Raw genomic sequence first — 18,297 nt, 5'->3', positions numbered from 1 at the left:
AAAAATAAACTATTGTAAGCAGTAAGGAATCCATCAATTCTTCTTGAGAAATGCTGTGTTTTTCCAGACTTGTATAATGTATCGTCACTTTATTTAACATTATTTAATTTCAATTTAATATTAAAATGAAATCTCCTATTATTTTGACTGCTCTGCTGTCAATATCACTACTGTCGTGTGCCAAAGAAGCGCCTCAGGTAAAGCACGCAAGCCACATGGACTCCTCCGGCAAGAAAATAGAAAATGTACAGATAGTGAACGAAGAAGATCCTGTCTGCCACATGAAAACTGCAGGATCTATTAACGATACAGCCGTATATAAAAACAAAACGTATGGTTTTTGCAGTGTATCCTGCAAACATGAATTCAAAAAAAGCCCTGAGAAATATGCCCAAAAATAAAAAGAACAATAATAAAAGTAAAGTGATTATACCCATCGCTTTATTTGCATTGCTTTTCCTGGGAATAGGTGTGGGAATGGGGTATTTTAAAAAGAATCTTTATACCGTAATGAAAGTTCCCGATTTTGAACTGACAGATCAGAACAGTAAAAAAATCACCAATAAAGAGATGTTGGGAAAAGTATATCTCGTAGAATTTTTCTTCAGCAAATGTCCTACCATCTGCCCGGTGATGAATACCAATATGAAAGCGATTCAGAACCAGATTAATGATCCCAATTTTGGCATTATTTCCATCAGTATTGATCCGGAAAATGATACGCCAGCAGCATTGAAAGAACATGCTCAAAGAATAGGGGCAAAATCTCCGAACTGGCACTTTCTGACCGGAGACCGTACCTATATTGGAAATCTGGCGGATCAGTTTAATATCTATGTTGGTGATAAAGAAGATGAAGGAGAAAGCCTGAACCACAGCGGAATGATTGCGCTGGTAGATCAGGAAGGAAATATCCGATGCAGATACAACAAAGAAAATATGCCTATTCTCTATTATTCAGGATTGAATTATGGAGATCCGGAAGGTAAAACGCCAATGCTGACAGGAAAATATCACCCCGACAGAGAAATTCTGATCGAGGATATTAAGAAATTATTGAAATAGAGAGGAAGGGAGCCGGATGCTAGAAGTTGGAAGTTATTCCGGACGATGAAGCTCTAGTGATTTTCGAGATAGCTATAAAAGTAAATAGGAGTTGAAGAAATGATGTTATGACATTAATGACTTCCAGCCTCGATCTCCCATCCTCCAGCCTAATAGAAAACATTGTTCAACCATAAACAAAAAAATTATGAAGATTTTGAAAATAGCTGCTCTAAGTGCAGTTTTCGCAGCTCAGTTTGCACTGGCTCAATTTAAGCAGACGCCTCTGCCTTATGCTTATAATGCTTTGGAAGGAAATATTGATGCCCAAACAATGGAAATTCACTATTCGAAGCATGGAGCAGCGTATGCAGCCAATTTGAATAAAGCCATTGCTGGAACTCCACAGGAAAAAGAAACTTTGTTTCAGATTCTTTCCAATGTTTCAAAACTGCCTGCTGCAGTGAGAAATAATGCGGGAGGTCATTACAACCATGAACTGTTCTGGACGGTTCTTACGCCTCAGAAAAACACGCAGCCTTCAGCAAAATTAGCAAAAGCCATCACTGAAACTTTCGGAAGTATGGATGCGTTTAAAGAAAAAATGGCTAAAGCCGGAGCAGATCGTTTCGGGTCGGGATGGGCATGGCTATCTGTCGATAAAAACGGAAAACTATTCGTTTCTTCTACTCCTAATCAGGATAATCCTTTAATGGATGTAGTAGAAGAAAAGGGAACTCCTATCTTCGGAATTGATGTATGGGAGCATGCTTATTATTTAAAATATCAGAATAAAAGAGCAGATTATCTGACCGCTATCTGGAATGTTACCAACTGGAAAGAGATCAGCAGAAGATATGACGAAGTAATAAGCAAGAAATAATCTGATGAAATTATTTTACAGCATACTTTTTACCTTGTATATGGTGCTAAGACCTTTAGTACCTGTGGTAGAGTATGCTGTAAATTATGATTATATTGTTAAAGTTCTCTGTATTAATAAAGACAGACCGGAGATTCACTGTAACGGAAAATGTTACCTGAGTAAAGAGTTGGCCAAAACCAATGATTCGGAATCTTCCCCCTTTCAGAAACTCAAAAACTCAGGACAGAAAGTCCTGGATACTTATATTCTGCCGGAGACTACAGAGATCAACACTACTGGAAAACTACCGTTTTTCAATTTCAATTTTACCTACGAAACAGCTTATTCTTTTCTGTTTCTTACCCATATTTTCAAACCACCGGTTTTTTAAGTTAAACGATCACGATTCAAGCACAAAAGTCACAAAAACATTGACAAATAAAAAAGCTTAAGTGTTCTTATTGTGCATAAAACTTACCACCTGATCAACTTAAGTGTAAAAACTTTTGTGCCTTTTGTGGTAAAAAATAATGCTGTTACAGCCATTCAAATTAATTCAACTTAAAAAATCAACAATGAAAATTTATAAATTTTTATCACTATTCTTTATTGCCTTTACTTTATTCTCTTTTGTAGCCTGCGAAAGCAGCAGGGATGACGAAAATCCACAGGATACTACACCAGGAAGCCTTCAGATCAAATTTGAAAACGGATTTAATAATGTAGGCGATATCGTTTTGAATCAGACCGTTCAGACCTCTTCCAACGGACAGAAACATAATTTTTCTGCCTTAAAATATGTCATCAGTAATATTGCACTGATAGACGAAAACGGAAATGAGTTTAAATACAACGAAAACAATCCTGATAAAGGTGCTTTTATCGTAGATCAGGCAGATGCTGTAGCCGGAATTATTTATCTTAATCTGGATGGTGTTCCGAAAAACAATTATAAAAAAATAAAATTCGGATTGGGAATCAGCCAAAAAGCGTACTTGCTAGGGCAGGATGGGCAAGCTGAATTCTGGACAAAAGCCAAGCAAAAAGGAATGACCTGGTCATGGGCTGCAGGTTATATTTTTGCAAAACTAGAAGGAAAATACGGGAATGATGGCCCTTCAAAAGAATTCATGAACCATACCGGAAATATGGGAAATGTTACCGCTAATGAACAGGCTGATCTATACCGTGAAATCACATTGAATCTTCCGACAACGGCAAGAGTGACGGCAAAAATTCGTCCTTCTGTTCATATTCTGGCAGACCTGAACCAGTTTTTGAGCGGTGATAAGGCACTTACTCTTACAACGGCCAATGACATGCTGATGGGTTCAAACCAACACTTGACAGATGTTACCAACAATCTTACGAAAATGTTTAAAGTAGACCACGTTCACAATGATTAATTTTTTTGTCAGAACAGTATTGGTTCTGTTTGTATTGGTATTGAGCTGTGTTTCCTGTTCCGATGAGGTGATACAGCCACTGGAGAAAGATGAAGCGTATAATTTGCAGTTCCCTTCTTATTTTCCGGAAATGACTTTTGATCAATCCATTAATCCGGTGACCAAAAACGGAGTGGAGCTGGGACGAAAATTATTCTATGAAGGAAGACTTTCAAGGAATAATACCATTTCATGCGGTTTCTGTCATATACAGGAAAATGCTTTTACCCATCATGGTCATACGGTGAGCCATGGGGTAGACGACAGAATAGGAATCAGAAATGCGCCACCGATCCAGAATATGGCTTTTTTGAAAAGATATATGTGGGACGGTGTGATTCATAACCTTAATGAACAGCCCATCAGCCCGATTACCGATGTAAATGAAATGGACAGCTCCATACCGGAAGCTATTTCGAAAATAAAAGATGATCAGAAATATAAAAAACTGTTCAGAGAAGCTTATGGAGACGAAACCATTACAGGAGAAAGAATTCTGAAAGCATTGTCGCAGTTTATGGCTTCTTTAATTTCTGCAGATTCAAAATACGACAGATTCAAACAGGGAAAAGAACAATTGACTTCAACAGAATCTCAGGGGATGGCTTTGTTCGGACAGAAATGTGCTTCATGTCATAGCGGAGGGCTGTTTACGGATGAGAGTTTCAGAAATACGGGAATGTATTACAATACAGAATTCAAGGATGCAGGGAGATACAGAGTTTCCCTTAATCAGGTAGATTGGATGAAATTCCGTGTTCCCAGTTTAAGAAATGTAGAATATACTGCACCTTATATGCACGACGGAAGATTTTACACCTTAGAGGCGGTACTCAATTTCTATTCGGATCAGGTGGAAGATAATGCTAATCTTGATCCACAGCTGAAACAGAACGGTCATATAGGAATTGCCATGAACAGCCAGGAAAAACAGTCAATCATTGCGTTCCTGAAAACATTGTCGGATAAAAGCTTTATATCCAATCCAAAATTTGCAGAATAATTTATAAAAACATGAAGAAGATTATATTGATAGTAAGCTTGATCCTGTTTAATCAGTATCAGGCGAAAACCATTAGAGACAGTGCGTATATTGCTCCCGAAACCTTTAGCAGATTCGATTTTGATGATGATTGCGATGCCTGTGGCTGTGCTGCAGGAAACGGATCTTCCGGCTTTGAATCTTTACTGAATCCACAGTTTATCGGAATCAAATACTTTGCACAGCATTATAAAGCGAAAGAGAACTTATTTGTAAAAGACCTTACTCAGGATCAGTATTTCAATACGCTGCAGCTTTGGGGGAAAATTCCACTGACTAAAAAATTGAGTGTATATGCGAGCCTGCCATTCCATTTTCATGAGAAGAAAACCATGCAGGGAGATATTAAAATCAATGGAATAGGGGATCTGAACCTGATGGGAATCTACCAGCTGATGAGTTCTAAAGATAATTTCCATCACCTGAGCGGAGGTTTGGGCGTGAAAATTCCACTGGGAAAGTTTGATGAAAAAGGAGCATCCGGAGTGAATCCAAGTTTTCAGCTGGGAACCGGAAGCTGGGATTATCAGGCTGCTTTAAATTATAAGTTTCAGAAAAATAAAGTAGCCGTATTGGTCAATACAGATTATACCATCAAAACAGAGAATAAGAAAAATTACCGTTTTGGAAACCAATGGAACTATGCTGCAACAGGTTTTTATCAGGTTGCAGGAAATGAAAAATCCATTTTTTCTGTAAAAACAGGAGTCCAGGGAGAAGTTTACGCTCAGAACAAACAGTTTGATGAGGCGTTGCCCAATACTGCTGGAAGTGCTTTGTATGGAAAATTGGGATTTGAAGCTTCTTATAAAAAACTCAGTCTTGGAAGTGAAATCATGCTTCCCATGTACACGCATCTGGCGGGAGGAGATATTGAAGCAAAATCGAGATTCAGTGTTTTCCTGAATATTGGAATTTAAAGTGACACCCTCAATAAAATGATGTTAAAGCTCCTTCGGGAGCTTTAATTGTTTATGAATCATGATTTTAATTGGGGATTAGGAATAATTATTTATCTTTGCCGAAATTTGGTGAGCCCTAAAAAGCTCTTAAAAGGGAATCCGGTGAAAATCCGGAACAGACCCGCTGCTGTAAGCTCCGCACCAAAGTTTTTGAAGAATATATCCACTGTTTTTTAATGGGAAGGATTTCAAAAATGGAGTAAGTCAGAAGACCTGCCAGAAAATAATCGTTTGACGCTTTCGTGGAATAAAGCTTAGGACATCAATGATTCTGTGCAGTGACAGCTGTGCTTTGTCGTTGTATTCTTATATCCATTAGCGTCTTCATTACCCTAAATGAGCTAATGGCGGCAAAACTAACTACTTCTGCAATTCATAAAGCTGTTTTCACAATATTGGTGATCACATCTCAACTTTTATCTTCTCAAACCAAGAAGAAGGACAGCCTTCAGGAAGAGACTATTAAAGGAATCAATCTTTATAAAAAGAATTTTAAAGAAATCCTTCCGGCACAAATCCTACAGGGTGAGCAGCTGGAGAGGCTGAACAGTCATTCAGTTGCAGATGCGCTGCGGTATTTTTCAGGAGTTCAGATTAAAGATTACGGAGGATTGGGTGGTTTGAAAACTATTAATATCCGAAGCATGGGAAGCCAGCATGTAGGGGTTTTCTATGATGGAATTCAATTAGGAAATGCCCAAAACGGACTGGTGGATCTGGGAAGATATTCTTTGGATGATCTTGAAGAAATATCCTTGTACAACGGTCAGAAAAGTGAAATTTTCCAACCGGCAAAAGACTTTGGCTCTTCGGGATCTATCTATTTACAGCCAAAAACACCTGTATTTAAAGGAAATAGGAAAACCAATCTCGTGATAAGAGCAAAAAGTGCTTCCATTGATCTCTTTAATCCTTCATTCCGATTGGAACAGAAGATTTCAGACAGGATTTCTGCCAGCTTCAGTGGTGAATTTATGCAGAGTGACGGAATTTACAGATTTCGGTATGCCAAAAAATATCCCGATGGGCAACAAGCGTATGATACCATTGCAAAGAGACAGGATTCAGATATTCGGGCAAAACGTTTTGAAACCTCTCTCAACGGAACCTTAAATAACGGAAGCTGGAATATCCGTGGCTACGGTTATATTTCAAACCGCGGAATGCCGGCACCTATTGTTAATGGTCGGTTCGGAGGAAGAGGAGCAAGGCTCTCCGATGAAAATTACTTTGTACAAGCTAATCTGAGAAAAAAACTCTTCCCGAAATTGGAAACTCAGCTGAAAGCAAAATTTGCTTACGATTATACCCATTTTATGGACACGGTTCGTTCGCAGTCTATTATTTATACTGATAATACCTATATCCAAAGGGAACTTTATCTTTCCTCTTCCAATATTTATTCCATTACTCCCAATTGGGATGTCAGCCTGAGTGGAGACTTTCAATACAATAATCTGGATGCGAATCTTGATAACTTCTCATATCCTACACGTTACACTACATTGGTGGCATTGGCGACAACCTATCAGTGGAACAGATTCAAAATTCTGGGAAGCCTTTTAGGAACTTTTACTTTTGAAGAAGTAAGAAAAAATAAAAGGCCGGGAGATGCCAGAGAGTGGACACCTGCCGTTTTTATGAGCTATCAGCCGGAAAAAATTCCTGAGCTTACCCTAAGAGCTTTCTATAAAAGAATTTTCAGACTTCCAACTTTCAATGATTTGTATTATACCAATATTGGAAATACCTACCTGAAACCGGAATTTACCAATCAATATGATGTAGGATTTACTTATCAGAAGAATTATACCAACCGTTTCTTTAAAACATTTTATGCTAAAGTAGACGGTTACTACAATAAAGTACAGGACAAAATTGTAGCTGCTCCAAACGGAAGCATGTTCCGCTGGCTGATGATGAACCTTGGATTGGTTGAAATCATTGGAGCTGATGTGAATGTGCAGACTGAAATGCAGCTTGGAAAAGTCACCCTTCGGCCATTGCTTTCCTATACCTATCAAAGCGCAAGAGATATCAGTGATCCGGAAGATACTTTCTACCGCAATCAGATTCCTTATACACCATGGCACAGTGGATCTTTCAGTCTGATGGCAGATTATAAAGACTGGAGTTTCAATTACAGTGCGATGTACGTAGGAGAAAGATATGATGTGAATCAGGATAATATTCAATACAATTATGTTCAGCCCTGGTATACGCACGATCTGTCTGTTCAGAAAAAATTCAATTGGGCGAATCATCAATTTAAAGTAAGCCTTGAGATGAATAATATTTTCAATCAATACTATGATGTTGTACTCAATTATCCGATGCCCGGAAGAAATTTTAAACTTATTCTAAACTTCACCCTATGAGAAAACTAAACTTTTATTTTTTATTTCTGGTATTAGCTTTTCTTACTTCATGCCGTACCGATGAAATTATTGTCCGTCAGGAAGTGGTTGAAGGACTTCCTTCAGAAAACACAGCAATAAAAGGTTTTTATATGCTCAATGAAGGAAACATGGGAAGTAATAAATGTACCCTGGATTTTTTTGATTATACCAAAGGAACCTATTACCGGAATATTTATGCAGAAATCAATCCCAATGTGGTAAAAGAGTTGGGAGATGTAGGAAATGATATCAAAGTGTACGGAAGCAAACTTTATATTGTTGTCAATGTTTCCAACAAAATTGAAGTGCTGGATGCTAAAACGGCCAAACGTATTACTTCTATTCCTTTACAAAACTGCAGATATTTGGCTTTCAAAGATGGGAAAGCTTATGCCAGCAGTTATGCCGGTCCTGTAGCCATTAACCCCAAAGCCCCTAAAGGAAAAGTCGTGGAAATTGATACCACTTCTCTTTCCATTCAGCGTGAAGTGGTGGTAGGATATCAACCGGAAGAAATGGAAATTGTGGGTAATCAATTGTTTGTGGCCAACTCCGGAGGTTACAAAGCTCCCGATTATGACAATACAGTTTCCGTAATCGACCTGAATACTTTTACAGAAATTAAAAAAATAAATGTTGCCATCAATCTTCACCACATTAAAAAAGATAATTACGGAGATCTCTATGTAACCTCAAGAGGAGATTATTATAATGTTCCTTCCAGTTTGTATTTAATAGATGCAGCTACGGGAACTGTGAAGAAAAATTTCAATCTCTCCGTGAGCGAAATGACGATCGTGAATGATAAACTGTATTTCTATGGGAATGAATTCAATTACAATACCCACAGTTACAAAAAAACATTTGGAATCATTGATGTAAAAACAGAACAGATCATCGCCAACAGAATTTTTGACAAAGAATATGAAGATGCCATTAAAACGCCTTACGGAATTACCGTAAACCCCATCACAGGAGATATCTATATGACAGATGCCAGAAATTATGTATCCATGGGATTTGTGTATTGCTTTGATAAAAACGGACACTTTAAATGGAAAACGGAAGGCGGAAATATCCCTGCCCACTTCGCTTTTTTATACAAATAACCAAACTTTAAGAAATGAGCAGAAATAGCTTTACTTATTTGAAAATCGGATTTCTATCCTGCTTCCTTGTAGGAGTGATAGCCTGTAAACATGATGATGAAAATGAATTTACATTTAATGGACTTGATGATTCCTATACCATTGAACGTTTAAAGGTTTTGAGTATTCCTACCAATGCCTCAGGATCGGTTACATGGAGTATTAATGATTCTATTATCTCTCAAAATTCAGAACTTGAATTCATCAGTCCTACTGCAGATGCCTATCCTTTGACTTTAAAGATTAATAATAAAGGAAGCGAGCAGGTTTTTCATTCCAAAATAATTGTTACCAAAGAAAAAACACCTTATAGTAAATATATTTCCAAAGTATTGGAGTTCCGTCCTGCTGTAGGGCAGTTCATGAACGAAATTCCGGAATATTTACCTGGAAATACTACGGCGAATATGCTTCAGAAAGCTAACGAATCGTTGGTAGGAGGTAATTCTACCATGATCAGTCTCGGTGGATATGGTGGATATGTAGTATTCGGTTTTGATCACACGATTCCTAATCTGAATGGACGTGATTTTAAAGTACTGGGAAATGCATTCTTTGGAAATGATGCCGCTGATCAACGTTCAGGATCTTGCGAACCGGGAATTATTATGGTGGCCTATGACAGAAATAAAAATGGAAAACCCGATAATGATGAATGGTATGAAATTGCAGGCAGCGAATATTTCAAAAATGCTACGGTTAAAGACTACAGCATAACCTATCATAAGCCTAACGAAAATAAAATACCTGTACCCGGAACTGAATTCTGGCAGACAGACGTGGAATATATCAAGTGGAATGACAATCTGGGAAATCAGGGGTTCAAAACAAAGAATACCTTTCATGCCCAGAGCTATTATCCTTTATGGTTTACAGATCCTTCTTACAGCTTTTCAGGGACCAGACTTGCGAATAACTTCTTCGACCAGAGTGGTGACGGATCTTATTGGGTAGGAAAATCATATGAGTTCGGATATGCAGACAACGCTCCGAATAATGATGATGCCTCCAATATCGATATTTCCTGGGCGGTAGACAGAAGTGGAAAATATGTGAAACTTCCGGGAGTAGACTTTATGAAAATATATACAGGAGTCAATCAGGAAGCAGGATGGTTGGGAGAAGTTTCTACAGAAGTGGCAGGAGCTTACGATTTACATTTCAAATAATAATTCAATAATACAATCTATTTAAATTAATAAAAAATGAAAAAGTTTTATCTTTTTATGATGCTTTTTCTGTTTGCATGCGTATCGAATGCACAGATAAAAGTTCAAGGTGTACCCAGAAATGATATTCAAGGGATCAGCAAACTTAATACCACGACTATCAGTTTTTCTGATATTCAATATTGGGTAGGATCAGGAACCAATCAGGCTGCTTTTGTAGTACAGTGGAATGACAGTAAGAATCCTGATGCCATGGTTTGGGGATTCAAATGGAATGGAAATGCTACCGGTGAAGATATGCTGAAAGCTATTGCTAAAGCAGATCACAGATTATACACATTGCTGTATCAGGGAACACAGTTTGGATCAGCTGTTGGTGGAATTGGTTTTGATCTGAACGGTCAGGGAACTAATGCACTGATCAAAAGCGGAAATACCACTTATCCGTTATATCCGGTAAATGGTTTCGTGAATACAACTGCTTATGATTTTGACAGCTACACCATTGTAGATGCGGCTAACGATCACTGGCAGTCCGGATGGACGGTTAACGGGTACTGGTCATATTGGGTAAAGAACCCTGCAGATGCTGATTTCGGATATTCTAGCGTGGGAGCTTCTTCGCGTGTATTGGAAAATGGTTCCTGGGATGTCTGGAATTTTAACGTAGGATTTAATCAAACTCCTATTTCTTCTACCATTACTCCGGTTTCTCCGTATGTTGCTTCCAATAACTTTACCAATGGATATTTCATGGTGAATGAAGAATGGTTCGGACATACTAACGGTTCTGTTAACTTCATTGATAACAATGGACAGATTAACTATCGTGTGTACAGTAACGCAAACAATAATCAAGCTTTCGGGGCAACTACACAATACGGAACAATCTATGGTGATAAATTCTATTTTGTTTCAAAACAAGCTGCTGATGGAGGAGATACTCAATATACTCCTGGAGGAAGATTGGTTGTAGCCAATGCGCAGACCATGCAGAAACTTGCAGGATTTAATAATATCGGAGGTGGTGACGGTAGATCATTTGTGGGAGTAAACGAACATAAAGGATATATCGGTACTTCTACTGGAATTGTTACTTTCAATATTGATAATTTACAGGTAGGTTCTTTAATTACCGGTACAGGTGGAAACGGACAGATCGGAAACATGATCCGTACTTCACAATATGTTTTTGCAGTGAAGCAAGGAGTAGGAATTTTAGTGATTAATCCTAATACTGATACGATAGTGAGTACAATTGCCGGAGGTTTCTACTCAGTTGCTCAGGCTAAAGACGGAAGTGTTTGGGGAATTCAGGATCAGAAACTGATCAACATTAATCCTACTACTTTTGCTACTCAGGTTTATAATATTCCTACAACGAAATATATCGGAGACTGGGGCGCATGGAATGCTGGTAAATTTTCAGCAAGTAATAAAGAGAATGCTTTATATTGGATTAATTCAATCAGCAGCTGGAGCTCAGGAACACAGATTGTAAGATTCGATGTAACAACGAAAACATTTAATGAAAACTTTGCTGCAATTCCTGGACAAACAGGTCAGTTTAAACAAATTCCTTACGGAGCAGCACTTCGTGTAAACCCTATTACCGGAGAACTGGTTCTGAATACTACAGAAAGCGGATACGGTGCGCATTACCAGAAAAACTGGATTCATACGTATGATATGACGGGTGCTCTTATCAATACAAAAACATTGAATGACTATTATTGGTTCCCTGCATTGACGGTATTTACCAATAATTCAGCTCCTGTTGTAAGTAACGTTTTACCTTCACAGGTTATAGCAGGAAATACAACTGTTATTGATCTGAAATCAATCGTTTCTGATGCTGATAATTTGGCTGTGTCAGTAGTAAAATCAATCAAATCAAACAGCAATCCTACAACCGTTTCTGCTGCGATTAATGAGAATGATGAACTGGTTCTAACGCCACTTGTTTCAGGGACATCTGATATTGTGATCAGCTTTAACTCAAACGGTAAGCTTGTAGAAAAAACACTTACAGTAAACAGTACAGCTTCCACTTTGGCAACCGCTGAGGTGAAGAAACTTGAATTTGGTATTTATCCAAATCCGGTTACTGATATTCTTACTATTAAAACACAGGAGAAAATCCAGAATGTTTCTATTTACGATCCATCAGGAAGAATTGTTAATGCTCAGCTGAACAATGGACAGATCAATGTAAGTGCACTTCCAAAAGGTATTTATATTTTAAAAGCTGTGACAGATAAAGCGGTTTATCAGCAAAAATTAATCAAAAACTAATACGAGTTTAGATCGTAATCTTGTTAAATAAAACCTCTGGTCAATGTTGATCAGAGGTTTTTATTTGTCCTTCAGTATGATTTTAGATGGGATAGGTTCATCAATGGGATATAAAAACCCGGCAAGCTTGAAAAGCTTGCCGGGTTCGATCTGTTATGTATTTTCTTATTTGATAATCACTTTTTTAGAGTATGTTTTTCCTTCTTTTGTCTGAAGTTTCATAATATATACTCCTTGTGGTTGTTTGGTTTCAAAAGAATTTGATGTCAGTTTAGAACGGAATACTTCTTTTCCTGAAGTATTGGTAAGAGTAACCTCTGAACCTTCTGCAGAAACATTTTTATCTAGAGTAAACTGTCCATCCTTGCTGTGAGCCATGAAATTGATGAAAGGATCTTTGTATTGGTAAGCATAGTATACTCTAAGTTCTCCACCAATATTCAATAATCCTGAGTTAACATTAATTTTGATACGGTCAAAAGGGATGTTCATGGTCATCTCAATTTCACCTTTGCTTGGATCGCCTGCTCCAAGGTTGATCAGTTTTGTCGCAAGACTTGTGTAATCGTTATTGGAAACATCTCCGTTAAATGTTTCAATAGATGCACCACCCAATACCTGAGCAGATAGAGGAGTTCCGTTGGAACCAATAGCAATAACAAGTTTGTTGGTATTGTTCGCAATATTGGTTGTAGGGAAGATCAATGTCTGTTCTGTTCTTGCAAGAAGACCTACTGAAACCTGTAAAGTAGAGTAGTCATTCTCGTTGCTTCCTACAGCATTTTGAGGATTTAATACACCACAACCCAGGCATACTCCAAGAACCTGATTGGTTTGGCTGCTTGCATAAGTTTTTACAATTTGTGCAGTAGACATTGCGTTGGTTAAAAATAGGAATGATGCCAGGATTGCAGCTTTCATCGTGCGTTGGCCAAATAATAAATAAGTTTTCATATGTAGAAAAATTTTGGGTTTTAGCTTTTTTGTAAATTTATAAATAAAATGATTATGTTACTTATTTTATTTCATAATTATGTGATTTGTTAATAATTTATTGATATTTGTAATTATGAATCTATTTTTATTTAATAATTATACGGTTGTATTTGTCTGAGAATGAATGAAAAAAATACGGTAGCTTTAAAAAGTCTACCGCATTTATTATATCGCTTATTGAATTATTTGATTAAAATTTTTCTGGAATATGTTTTACCTTCTTTAGTTTGTACATTCATGAGATAGACACCTTCCGGTTGTTTTGACTCAAATGTATTTGATCTCAATGTAGAACGGAATACTTCTTTTCCTGAAGTATTGAACAAAGTAACTTCTGAGCCTTCTACAGGAACATTTCCGCCAAGAGTAATTTGTCCGTTTTGACTGTGAGCCATAATATTCATTAAGGGATCCTGGTAAGCATAATAGATTCTGAAACCACCACCGAGGCTGAGAACGCCACCTGTTAATCCGATTCTTATTCCATCATAAGGTTTTGTAGGTTTGAATTCTACCGTACCTCTGTTAGGAGTTGCACCCAGTTTAAGAAGACTTACATCAATTGTTCTTCTGTCGTCATTAGATGTACCGCCATTCATGGTTTCAAGTGTTACTCCGCTTAATAACTGTACAGATAATGGAATATTGTCTGTTCCGATTCCTACTACCAACCTAGTGTCTGCTCTCAGATCTGGGAAAATCAGCGTTTGCTGGATTCCTCCCAATAGCACTGTGCCTAATACCATTGTTGAGTAGTCATCTTCATTATCCCCTATAGCATTCAATGGATTATCTATACGACATCCAAGGCAGGCTACTCCGAATACTCCTGAGCTTTGCGCATGGGCATAAATTCTGTTTTGTGCCATTGACATAGTGCTGGCGGAAAATAAAAATAAAGCCATCAATCCGGCTTTTAAAGAAGATGGGCTTCCCGAAAATAAATTGAATTTCATGTTATATATTTTAGAATGAATAGTTTTATTCAAATTTAAGGATTAATGGAAGAAGTATGAAATAATATTTCCATTATTGGTGATATTTTTAATGAAATTTAATATGACTTCACGGGCTGTGATGAAAATAACATAAGAAGTTTTGTCGGTGAGATATGTTGACTGAAAAAAAATCCCGTTTTCGCTCGCTAGAGTAGGTGTAATAACTATAGAAAGCTTAAACCTGTTGATGCTTTTGGGAAGAAATTACTGAAATAGAATATATAGAAACGAAAAAAGGACTTTCGAAAAAGTCCTTTTGTAGCCCGTAGGGGAATCGAACCCCTCTTACCAGAATGAAAATCTGAGGTCCTAACCGATAGACGAACGGGCCCTCTATCTTCCATTACCGAAGTAATGTGTTAGCTTTTGTTTTTATAAGTATCAACTCTTATTGTAGCCCGTAGGGGAATCGAACCCCTCTTACCAGAATGAAAATCTGAGGTCCTAACCGATAGACGAACGGGCCGGTTAGATTTATTTAAATATAGCTTTTTCTACGGCGATCTTTATAAAACCACCGTTGTTACAGTGGTCTTATAAGATGTAAGTAGCCCGTAGGGGAATCGAACCCCTCTTACCAGAATGAAAATCTGAGGTCCTAACCGATAGACGAACGGGCCAGCTATATTGTTACGCTAATTTATTAACGTGCTTTGTTAATTTGCTTTTCAAGTTAGCCGCTTTGTTCTTGTGGATAATATTTTTCTTAGCTAATTTATCCAATAAAGCGATAACTTTTGGCAATTGTTCTGTAGCAGCAGCTTTGTTCTCTTCATTTCTTAAAGCTTTTAAAGCTGTTCTAGCAGTCTTGTGGTAATATCTGTTACGAAGTCTTCTAGTTTCGTTTTGTCTGATTCTCTTTAGTGCTGATTTATGATTTGCCATATCGTTTAAATGTGAGTGCAAAACTATAAACTTTTTTTTAAACTACCAAATTTATTTTTAAAAATTTTAATTTTCTTCTGATAGGTACTTTCTCAGTTTATTTATTGCTTGTTCTATTTTTAAATTTTCTTGTTCTTTCTCTATTTTTTTGATCGTATTTCCCAGCATGATCAGTGCATTATTCCATTCTCCAGTGGTATTGGTGAAAGTAAGTTCGTCAATTGTTACTTCAAAAGCAACCCTTTCTCCAGTCCTGTAAAGTCTGAAACTGATTTTATCATCTCTGCCTGTAATCCCGCCTTCATTGATTTGTAGATCATAACTTTTTGGGTTAGAGTGGATTTTCTTAAAAAGCAATTTCGCTTCTTGTATTTTTAAATCCGGCATGATATAAAATTTGATAGTCTGTAGAAAACTACAAACAATGATTTATCAATAATATTTTTCATCAGTGTTTCCATATTTGTGTGACCAAGTATGGTAAAATTTTTGCAAATATAATGCTTTTGTGACATATAACATAAATGGAATGCTTTTTTCAAATAAAAGTCCCTGTCTTTTCAGTATAATGACAGTAATTATCAGACTGTCAGTATCCTAAAATTTTGATGTTACTTCATGAATATAAGTCTCAAAATTTGAAAAGTTTTCATTACTCTTAATGATTAAAAATATTTCTGAACGAGGTCTTGGTATTGAAAATCAATAGCCTAAAAGTTATTTTAAATAATAAAGAAGGGCAATTAATTGTCCTTCTTTATTGTTCTCAAAAAAAAGTTTGATGTTCAATATTTTCAGATTAAAAGTGATTTTTTTTAAGTAATACAGGGGATTTATAATTTTATATCATCTTTCCCTGTAATTTCAATAAGTTGTAGGGTTTCACGCAAATCAACTCTGTTTAAAGGATCAAATTCATTGTAGTCATTGAAAGCAATACCCGTTAGATCTGCAATTTTTTGTAATGGAACCTGATAAGTCTCAAATTGACCAAAACCATCCTCTCTGATTCCTTCTTTATTTCTAAAATCTTCAATGTTATCTGGTTGTTTTAACATATAGCCGCTTACGGAAGGTGTTCCATCTGCTTTTATCATCACGGCCACTTTCCAAAATTGTAATGGCAACAAAACACCTCTGTATGGAATGTCATCTTCACTAAATACAGGACCTGTAAAAACGGAAACTTTAATATCTTCCCGTCCCGCACTATCCAATATATAGTTTTCAAGGCTTAACCAGGTCTTTTGGTTCAGGTCTTTATGTTGTGGAGTAGAATTTGAAAAATGAAAAGTATCATCATTTGCATCTGCTGCATTTGGTCCCCAAACAGGATCCAATCTCCTAACCATATGTCCGCGATCCAGATCATTATCTGCATACACGGCTGGACCTGTTTGATATTTCTCGTCCATTCTTGGATCAATTATCCATTTTGTATTTTCTCTTTTTATAGGATCAAGACTATTCCCATCGATATTGACTGCTGTCATAATACATAGCTTTCGGCTCTTATGGATGGCTATCGAAAAATTAAAATAATGCAGAAGGTTTTTGTTGGTGTCTGTAAGGTTTAATAATGGTGCTAAATTTTTACTTTGAGATTTTAATAAGTCCTCGATTTCAATTTTGAAATTATCTGAGCTTACAAAGTTTGCGTCATATCCGTTTCTACCCTTGTAATTTGGGTTTTTTGCTTTTTCTATGAAGAAAGACTGCTCATTCGTATCTTGGTTAGTGGGAATACTGTCTGTTGTATTTTGTAAAGCCAAGTTGTCTGTAAAGCCTATGCCTATCGTGATTTCAACTGGTACGTTAAATGTAATTTTGTTGCTCATTTCGTTTAATTTTTTATTGTCAGATGGAGGTTGATGGAGATTTTGTTCTGTTAAGATTTGTGCCTCGGAAATTGAATTTGAATTATTGAATATTTCCTCAACCAAATTATTGGGAAATTTTGCCCGTATATTGTTTATGTTGCTTTTAATATCTTGCAGAATGGAACTAATTCTCACTCCTTCATTGGCAATCCAGTCTATAAGATTCTCATCCATGTTTTCTTGAAATATAGTTCCGTCCTTACACAAGTAATTACCTTGTTCGTCCTTTCGGGGGACTCCGCTATGATGCAGTGCAACAACCTGCCACTGATCATTATAAACAGGTGCGCCGGAGGAGCCTGGTGCAGTGTCTGTAAAATAGGTTATAAAGTCTGCTGTTTTAGCAATTAATTGGTTTTCCCTAATAGCAATCTGCTTGTATTGTCCTGAAGGATGTTGTATAATTGACACGTATTCTGAAACGAGTGCTTTATTCGGGTCCTCAGTAAGCTTTAAAAATCCAAAATGATAAAGTGGTTTAATCTTGCTTTTAGAATCGGGGTTTACATAGACAATTGTAAAGTCTAATCTTTCATTTGTATAAAAGAATTTACTTACATTAAAAGTAAATATATGGCTTACTGTAGGCTCGCCAAACTGGTCGTATTGAAAATTGAATTCAGCCAGACTATGTTGGGCGTCATCCTCATTTTCAAGTACATGATTGTTTGTGAGCAAGAGATTGGGAGAAATTAAAAAACCAGTTCCAAAACCTACGTTACCACCATTTATATTCTTTACGTGAATTCTGCATACAGGATTTGAGGCTAAAAAACCCAATTGTAAATAATTTATACTCATTAAATCATTTTTCTTCAAGATTCTTTCCTTTGCAAGATTGAAAGGTTCAAAGCGATTTGAAACAAGGTGATCTAATCTTTCGTTAATAATAACTTTCTCACTTAACCATGTTGGTGATTCAATTACTGCTTTAGAATGAGGAAGACTCAATTTTGAAAATCTTTTTTCAGTCTCTGCTATGAATTTTAGATTGGATAGTTTCATATGTTTTTAATTAGTTTTTTACGACTGTTTATAAGAGTGCAAATTCTCTGCTCCTATACTTTAATTTGATGCTCGGTTTTTTACAACGGTGTTCAGTTTGTACAATACTTAGACTATGTATGAGTACAAATTTCAGTTATAATCAGAATTATTTCAATTACCCT

At 36.7% G+C, this 18,297-nt stretch carries 16 protein-coding genes, 3 tRNA genes and 1 riboswitch; of the genes, 11 read left to right on the top strand and 8 right to left on the bottom strand.

What is annotated here, in order from left to right; genetic code table 11:
- Positions 1–125: 125 nt before the first annotated feature.
- From ACMA47_RS09305 to ACMA47_RS09255, 11 genes are all read left to right on the top strand, one after another.
- Entirely contained in the window at positions 126–401 is a 276-nt protein-coding gene (locus ACMA47_RS09305; RefSeq protein WP_413929565.1) for a YHS domain-containing protein, read from the top strand.
- Positions 388–1,065, top strand: a complete 678-nt coding sequence (locus tag ACMA47_RS09300; protein ID WP_413929564.1) for an SCO family protein — start codon at positions 388–390, stop codon at positions 1,063–1,065. The genes ACMA47_RS09305 and ACMA47_RS09300 overlap by 14 nt, the downstream gene beginning before the upstream one ends.
- Positions 1,066–1,252: 187 nt before the next feature.
- Positions 1,253–1,927 carry a superoxide dismutase gene (locus ACMA47_RS09295; RefSeq protein WP_413929563.1) on the top strand — a complete coding sequence of 225 codons (675 nt, stop codon included), beginning with the start codon at positions 1,253–1,255 and terminating at the stop codon, positions 1,925–1,927.
- Between the two features lie 4 nt (positions 1,928–1,931).
- Positions 1,932–2,300: a hypothetical protein gene (locus tag ACMA47_RS09290; RefSeq protein ID WP_413929562.1), complete on the top strand. Its 369-nt coding sequence runs from the start codon at positions 1,932–1,934 to the stop codon at positions 2,298–2,300.
- Positions 2,301–2,484: 184 nt separating this feature from the next.
- Positions 2,485–3,315 carry an MbnP family protein gene (locus ACMA47_RS09285; RefSeq protein WP_413929561.1) on the top strand — a complete coding sequence of 277 codons (831 nt, stop codon included), beginning with the start codon at positions 2,485–2,487 and terminating at the stop codon, positions 3,313–3,315.
- Positions 3,308–4,357, top strand: a complete 1,050-nt coding sequence (locus tag ACMA47_RS09280) for a cytochrome-c peroxidase (RefSeq protein WP_413929560.1) — start codon at positions 3,308–3,310, stop codon at positions 4,355–4,357. The genes ACMA47_RS09285 and ACMA47_RS09280 overlap by 8 nt, the downstream gene beginning before the upstream one ends.
- A gap of 11 nt (positions 4,358–4,368) precedes the next feature.
- Positions 4,369–5,316: a transporter gene (locus ACMA47_RS09275; RefSeq protein WP_413929559.1), complete on the top strand. Its 948-nt coding sequence runs from the start codon at positions 4,369–4,371 to the stop codon at positions 5,314–5,316.
- A 92-nt stretch (positions 5,317–5,408) separates the two neighbouring features.
- Positions 5,409–5,594, top strand: a riboswitch (cobalamin riboswitch).
- Between the two features lie 108 nt (positions 5,595–5,702).
- On the top strand, positions 5,703–7,736 hold the full coding sequence (locus tag ACMA47_RS09270; protein ID WP_413929558.1) for a TonB-dependent receptor plug domain-containing protein: 2,034 nt from the start codon (positions 5,703–5,705) through the stop codon (positions 7,734–7,736).
- Entirely contained in the window at positions 7,733–8,866 is a 1,134-nt protein-coding gene (locus tag ACMA47_RS09265; protein WP_413929557.1) for a YncE family protein, read from the top strand. Before ACMA47_RS09270 ends, ACMA47_RS09265 begins: the two co-directional genes overlap by 4 nt.
- 14 nt (positions 8,867–8,880) lie before the next feature.
- The gene (locus tag ACMA47_RS09260) at positions 8,881–10,074 is read left to right on the top strand and encodes a cell surface protein (RefSeq protein WP_413929556.1); all 1,194 of its coding nucleotides are present in this window, start codon (positions 8,881–8,883) and stop codon (positions 10,072–10,074) included.
- A gap of 36 nt (positions 10,075–10,110) precedes the next feature.
- Positions 10,111–12,369: a DUF5074 domain-containing protein gene (locus tag ACMA47_RS09255; protein ID WP_413929555.1), complete on the top strand. Its 2,259-nt coding sequence runs from the start codon at positions 10,111–10,113 to the stop codon at positions 12,367–12,369.
- Between the two features lie 165 nt (positions 12,370–12,534).
- Here ACMA47_RS09255 and ACMA47_RS09250 read toward each other — a convergent pair whose 3' ends face one another.
- From ACMA47_RS09250 to ACMA47_RS09215, 8 genes are all read right to left on the bottom strand, one after another.
- Positions 12,535–13,323: a T9SS type A sorting domain-containing protein gene (locus tag ACMA47_RS09250; protein WP_413929554.1), complete on the bottom strand. Its 789-nt coding sequence runs from the start codon at positions 13,321–13,323 to the stop codon at positions 12,535–12,537.
- A gap of 224 nt (positions 13,324–13,547) precedes the next feature.
- On the bottom strand, positions 13,548–14,321 hold the full coding sequence (locus ACMA47_RS09245; RefSeq protein ID WP_413929553.1) for a T9SS type A sorting domain-containing protein: 774 nt from the start codon (positions 14,319–14,321) through the stop codon (positions 13,548–13,550).
- 301 nt (positions 14,322–14,622) lie between these two features.
- Positions 14,623–14,694: transfer RNA gene (locus tag ACMA47_RS09240), tRNA-Glu, on the bottom strand.
- A gap of 63 nt (positions 14,695–14,757) precedes the next feature.
- Positions 14,758–14,829, bottom strand: a tRNA-Glu gene (locus tag ACMA47_RS09235).
- An 82-nt stretch (positions 14,830–14,911) separates the two neighbouring features.
- A tRNA-Glu gene (locus tag ACMA47_RS09230) sits at positions 14,912–14,983 on the bottom strand.
- A gap of 10 nt (positions 14,984–14,993) precedes the next feature.
- Positions 14,994–15,248, bottom strand: coding sequence for a 30S ribosomal protein S20 (rpsT, locus tag ACMA47_RS09225; RefSeq protein WP_002983073.1), 255 nt, complete (start codon positions 15,246–15,248; stop codon positions 14,994–14,996).
- 66 nt (positions 15,249–15,314) lie between these two features.
- Entirely contained in the window at positions 15,315–15,635 is a 321-nt protein-coding gene (locus ACMA47_RS09220) for a hypothetical protein (RefSeq protein ID WP_034694584.1), read from the bottom strand.
- Positions 15,636–16,081: 446 nt separating this feature from the next.
- A complete protein-coding gene (locus tag ACMA47_RS09215) occupies positions 16,082–18,133 on the bottom strand; it encodes a DNA/RNA non-specific endonuclease (RefSeq protein ID WP_413929552.1) in 2,052 nt (683 codons plus the stop codon).
- Positions 18,134–18,297: the final 164 nt, after the last annotated feature.

Source organism: Chryseobacterium sp. T20, assembly GCF_047345655.1.
Classification (GTDB): Bacteria; Bacteroidota; Bacteroidia; order Flavobacteriales; family Weeksellaceae; genus Chryseobacterium.
Note: the sequence above shows the minus strand (reverse complement) of the source record. Positions and strands in the feature narration are given on the sequence as shown.

What these genes read in the sequence shown, in the direction of transcription:
- ACMA47_RS09215 (WP_413929552.1), bottom strand. Translation starts at nt 18,133, where the DNA reads ATGAAACTATCCAATCTAAAATTCATAGCAGAGACTGAAAAAAGATTT.
- ACMA47_RS09265 (WP_413929557.1), top strand. Translation starts at nt 7,733, where the DNA reads ATGAGAAAACTAAACTTTTATTTTTTATTTCTGGTATTAGCTTTTCTT.
- ACMA47_RS09295 (WP_413929563.1), top strand. Translation starts at nt 1,253, where the DNA reads ATGAAGATTTTGAAAATAGCTGCTCTAAGTGCAGTTTTCGCAGCTCAG.
- ACMA47_RS09280 (WP_413929560.1), top strand. Translation starts at nt 3,308, where the DNA reads ATGATTAATTTTTTTGTCAGAACAGTATTGGTTCTGTTTGTATTGGTA.
- ACMA47_RS09290 (WP_413929562.1), top strand. Translation starts at nt 1,932, where the DNA reads ATGAAATTATTTTACAGCATACTTTTTACCTTGTATATGGTGCTAAGA.
- ACMA47_RS09260 (WP_413929556.1), top strand. Translation starts at nt 8,881, where the DNA reads ATGAGCAGAAATAGCTTTACTTATTTGAAAATCGGATTTCTATCCTGC.
- ACMA47_RS09270 (WP_413929558.1), top strand. Translation starts at nt 5,703, where the DNA reads ATGGCGGCAAAACTAACTACTTCTGCAATTCATAAAGCTGTTTTCACA.
- ACMA47_RS09285 (WP_413929561.1), top strand. Translation starts at nt 2,485, where the DNA reads ATGAAAATTTATAAATTTTTATCACTATTCTTTATTGCCTTTACTTTA.
- ACMA47_RS09245 (WP_413929553.1), bottom strand. Translation starts at nt 14,321, where the DNA reads ATGAAATTCAATTTATTTTCGGGAAGCCCATCTTCTTTAAAAGCCGGA.
- ACMA47_RS09255 (WP_413929555.1), top strand. Translation starts at nt 10,111, where the DNA reads ATGAAAAAGTTTTATCTTTTTATGATGCTTTTTCTGTTTGCATGCGTA.
- rpsT (WP_002983073.1), bottom strand. Translation starts at nt 15,248, where the DNA reads ATGGCAAATCATAAATCAGCACTAAAGAGAATCAGACAAAACGAAACT.
- ACMA47_RS09220 (WP_034694584.1), bottom strand. Translation starts at nt 15,635, where the DNA reads ATGCCGGATTTAAAAATACAAGAAGCGAAATTGCTTTTTAAGAAAATC.
- ACMA47_RS09250 (WP_413929554.1), bottom strand. Translation starts at nt 13,323, where the DNA reads ATGAAAACTTATTTATTATTTGGCCAACGCACGATGAAAGCTGCAATC.
- ACMA47_RS09305 (WP_413929565.1), top strand. Translation starts at nt 126, where the DNA reads ATGAAATCTCCTATTATTTTGACTGCTCTGCTGTCAATATCACTACTG.
- ACMA47_RS09300 (WP_413929564.1), top strand. Translation starts at nt 388, where the DNA reads ATGCCCAAAAATAAAAAGAACAATAATAAAAGTAAAGTGATTATACCC.
- ACMA47_RS09275 (WP_413929559.1), top strand. Translation starts at nt 4,369, where the DNA reads ATGAAGAAGATTATATTGATAGTAAGCTTGATCCTGTTTAATCAGTAT.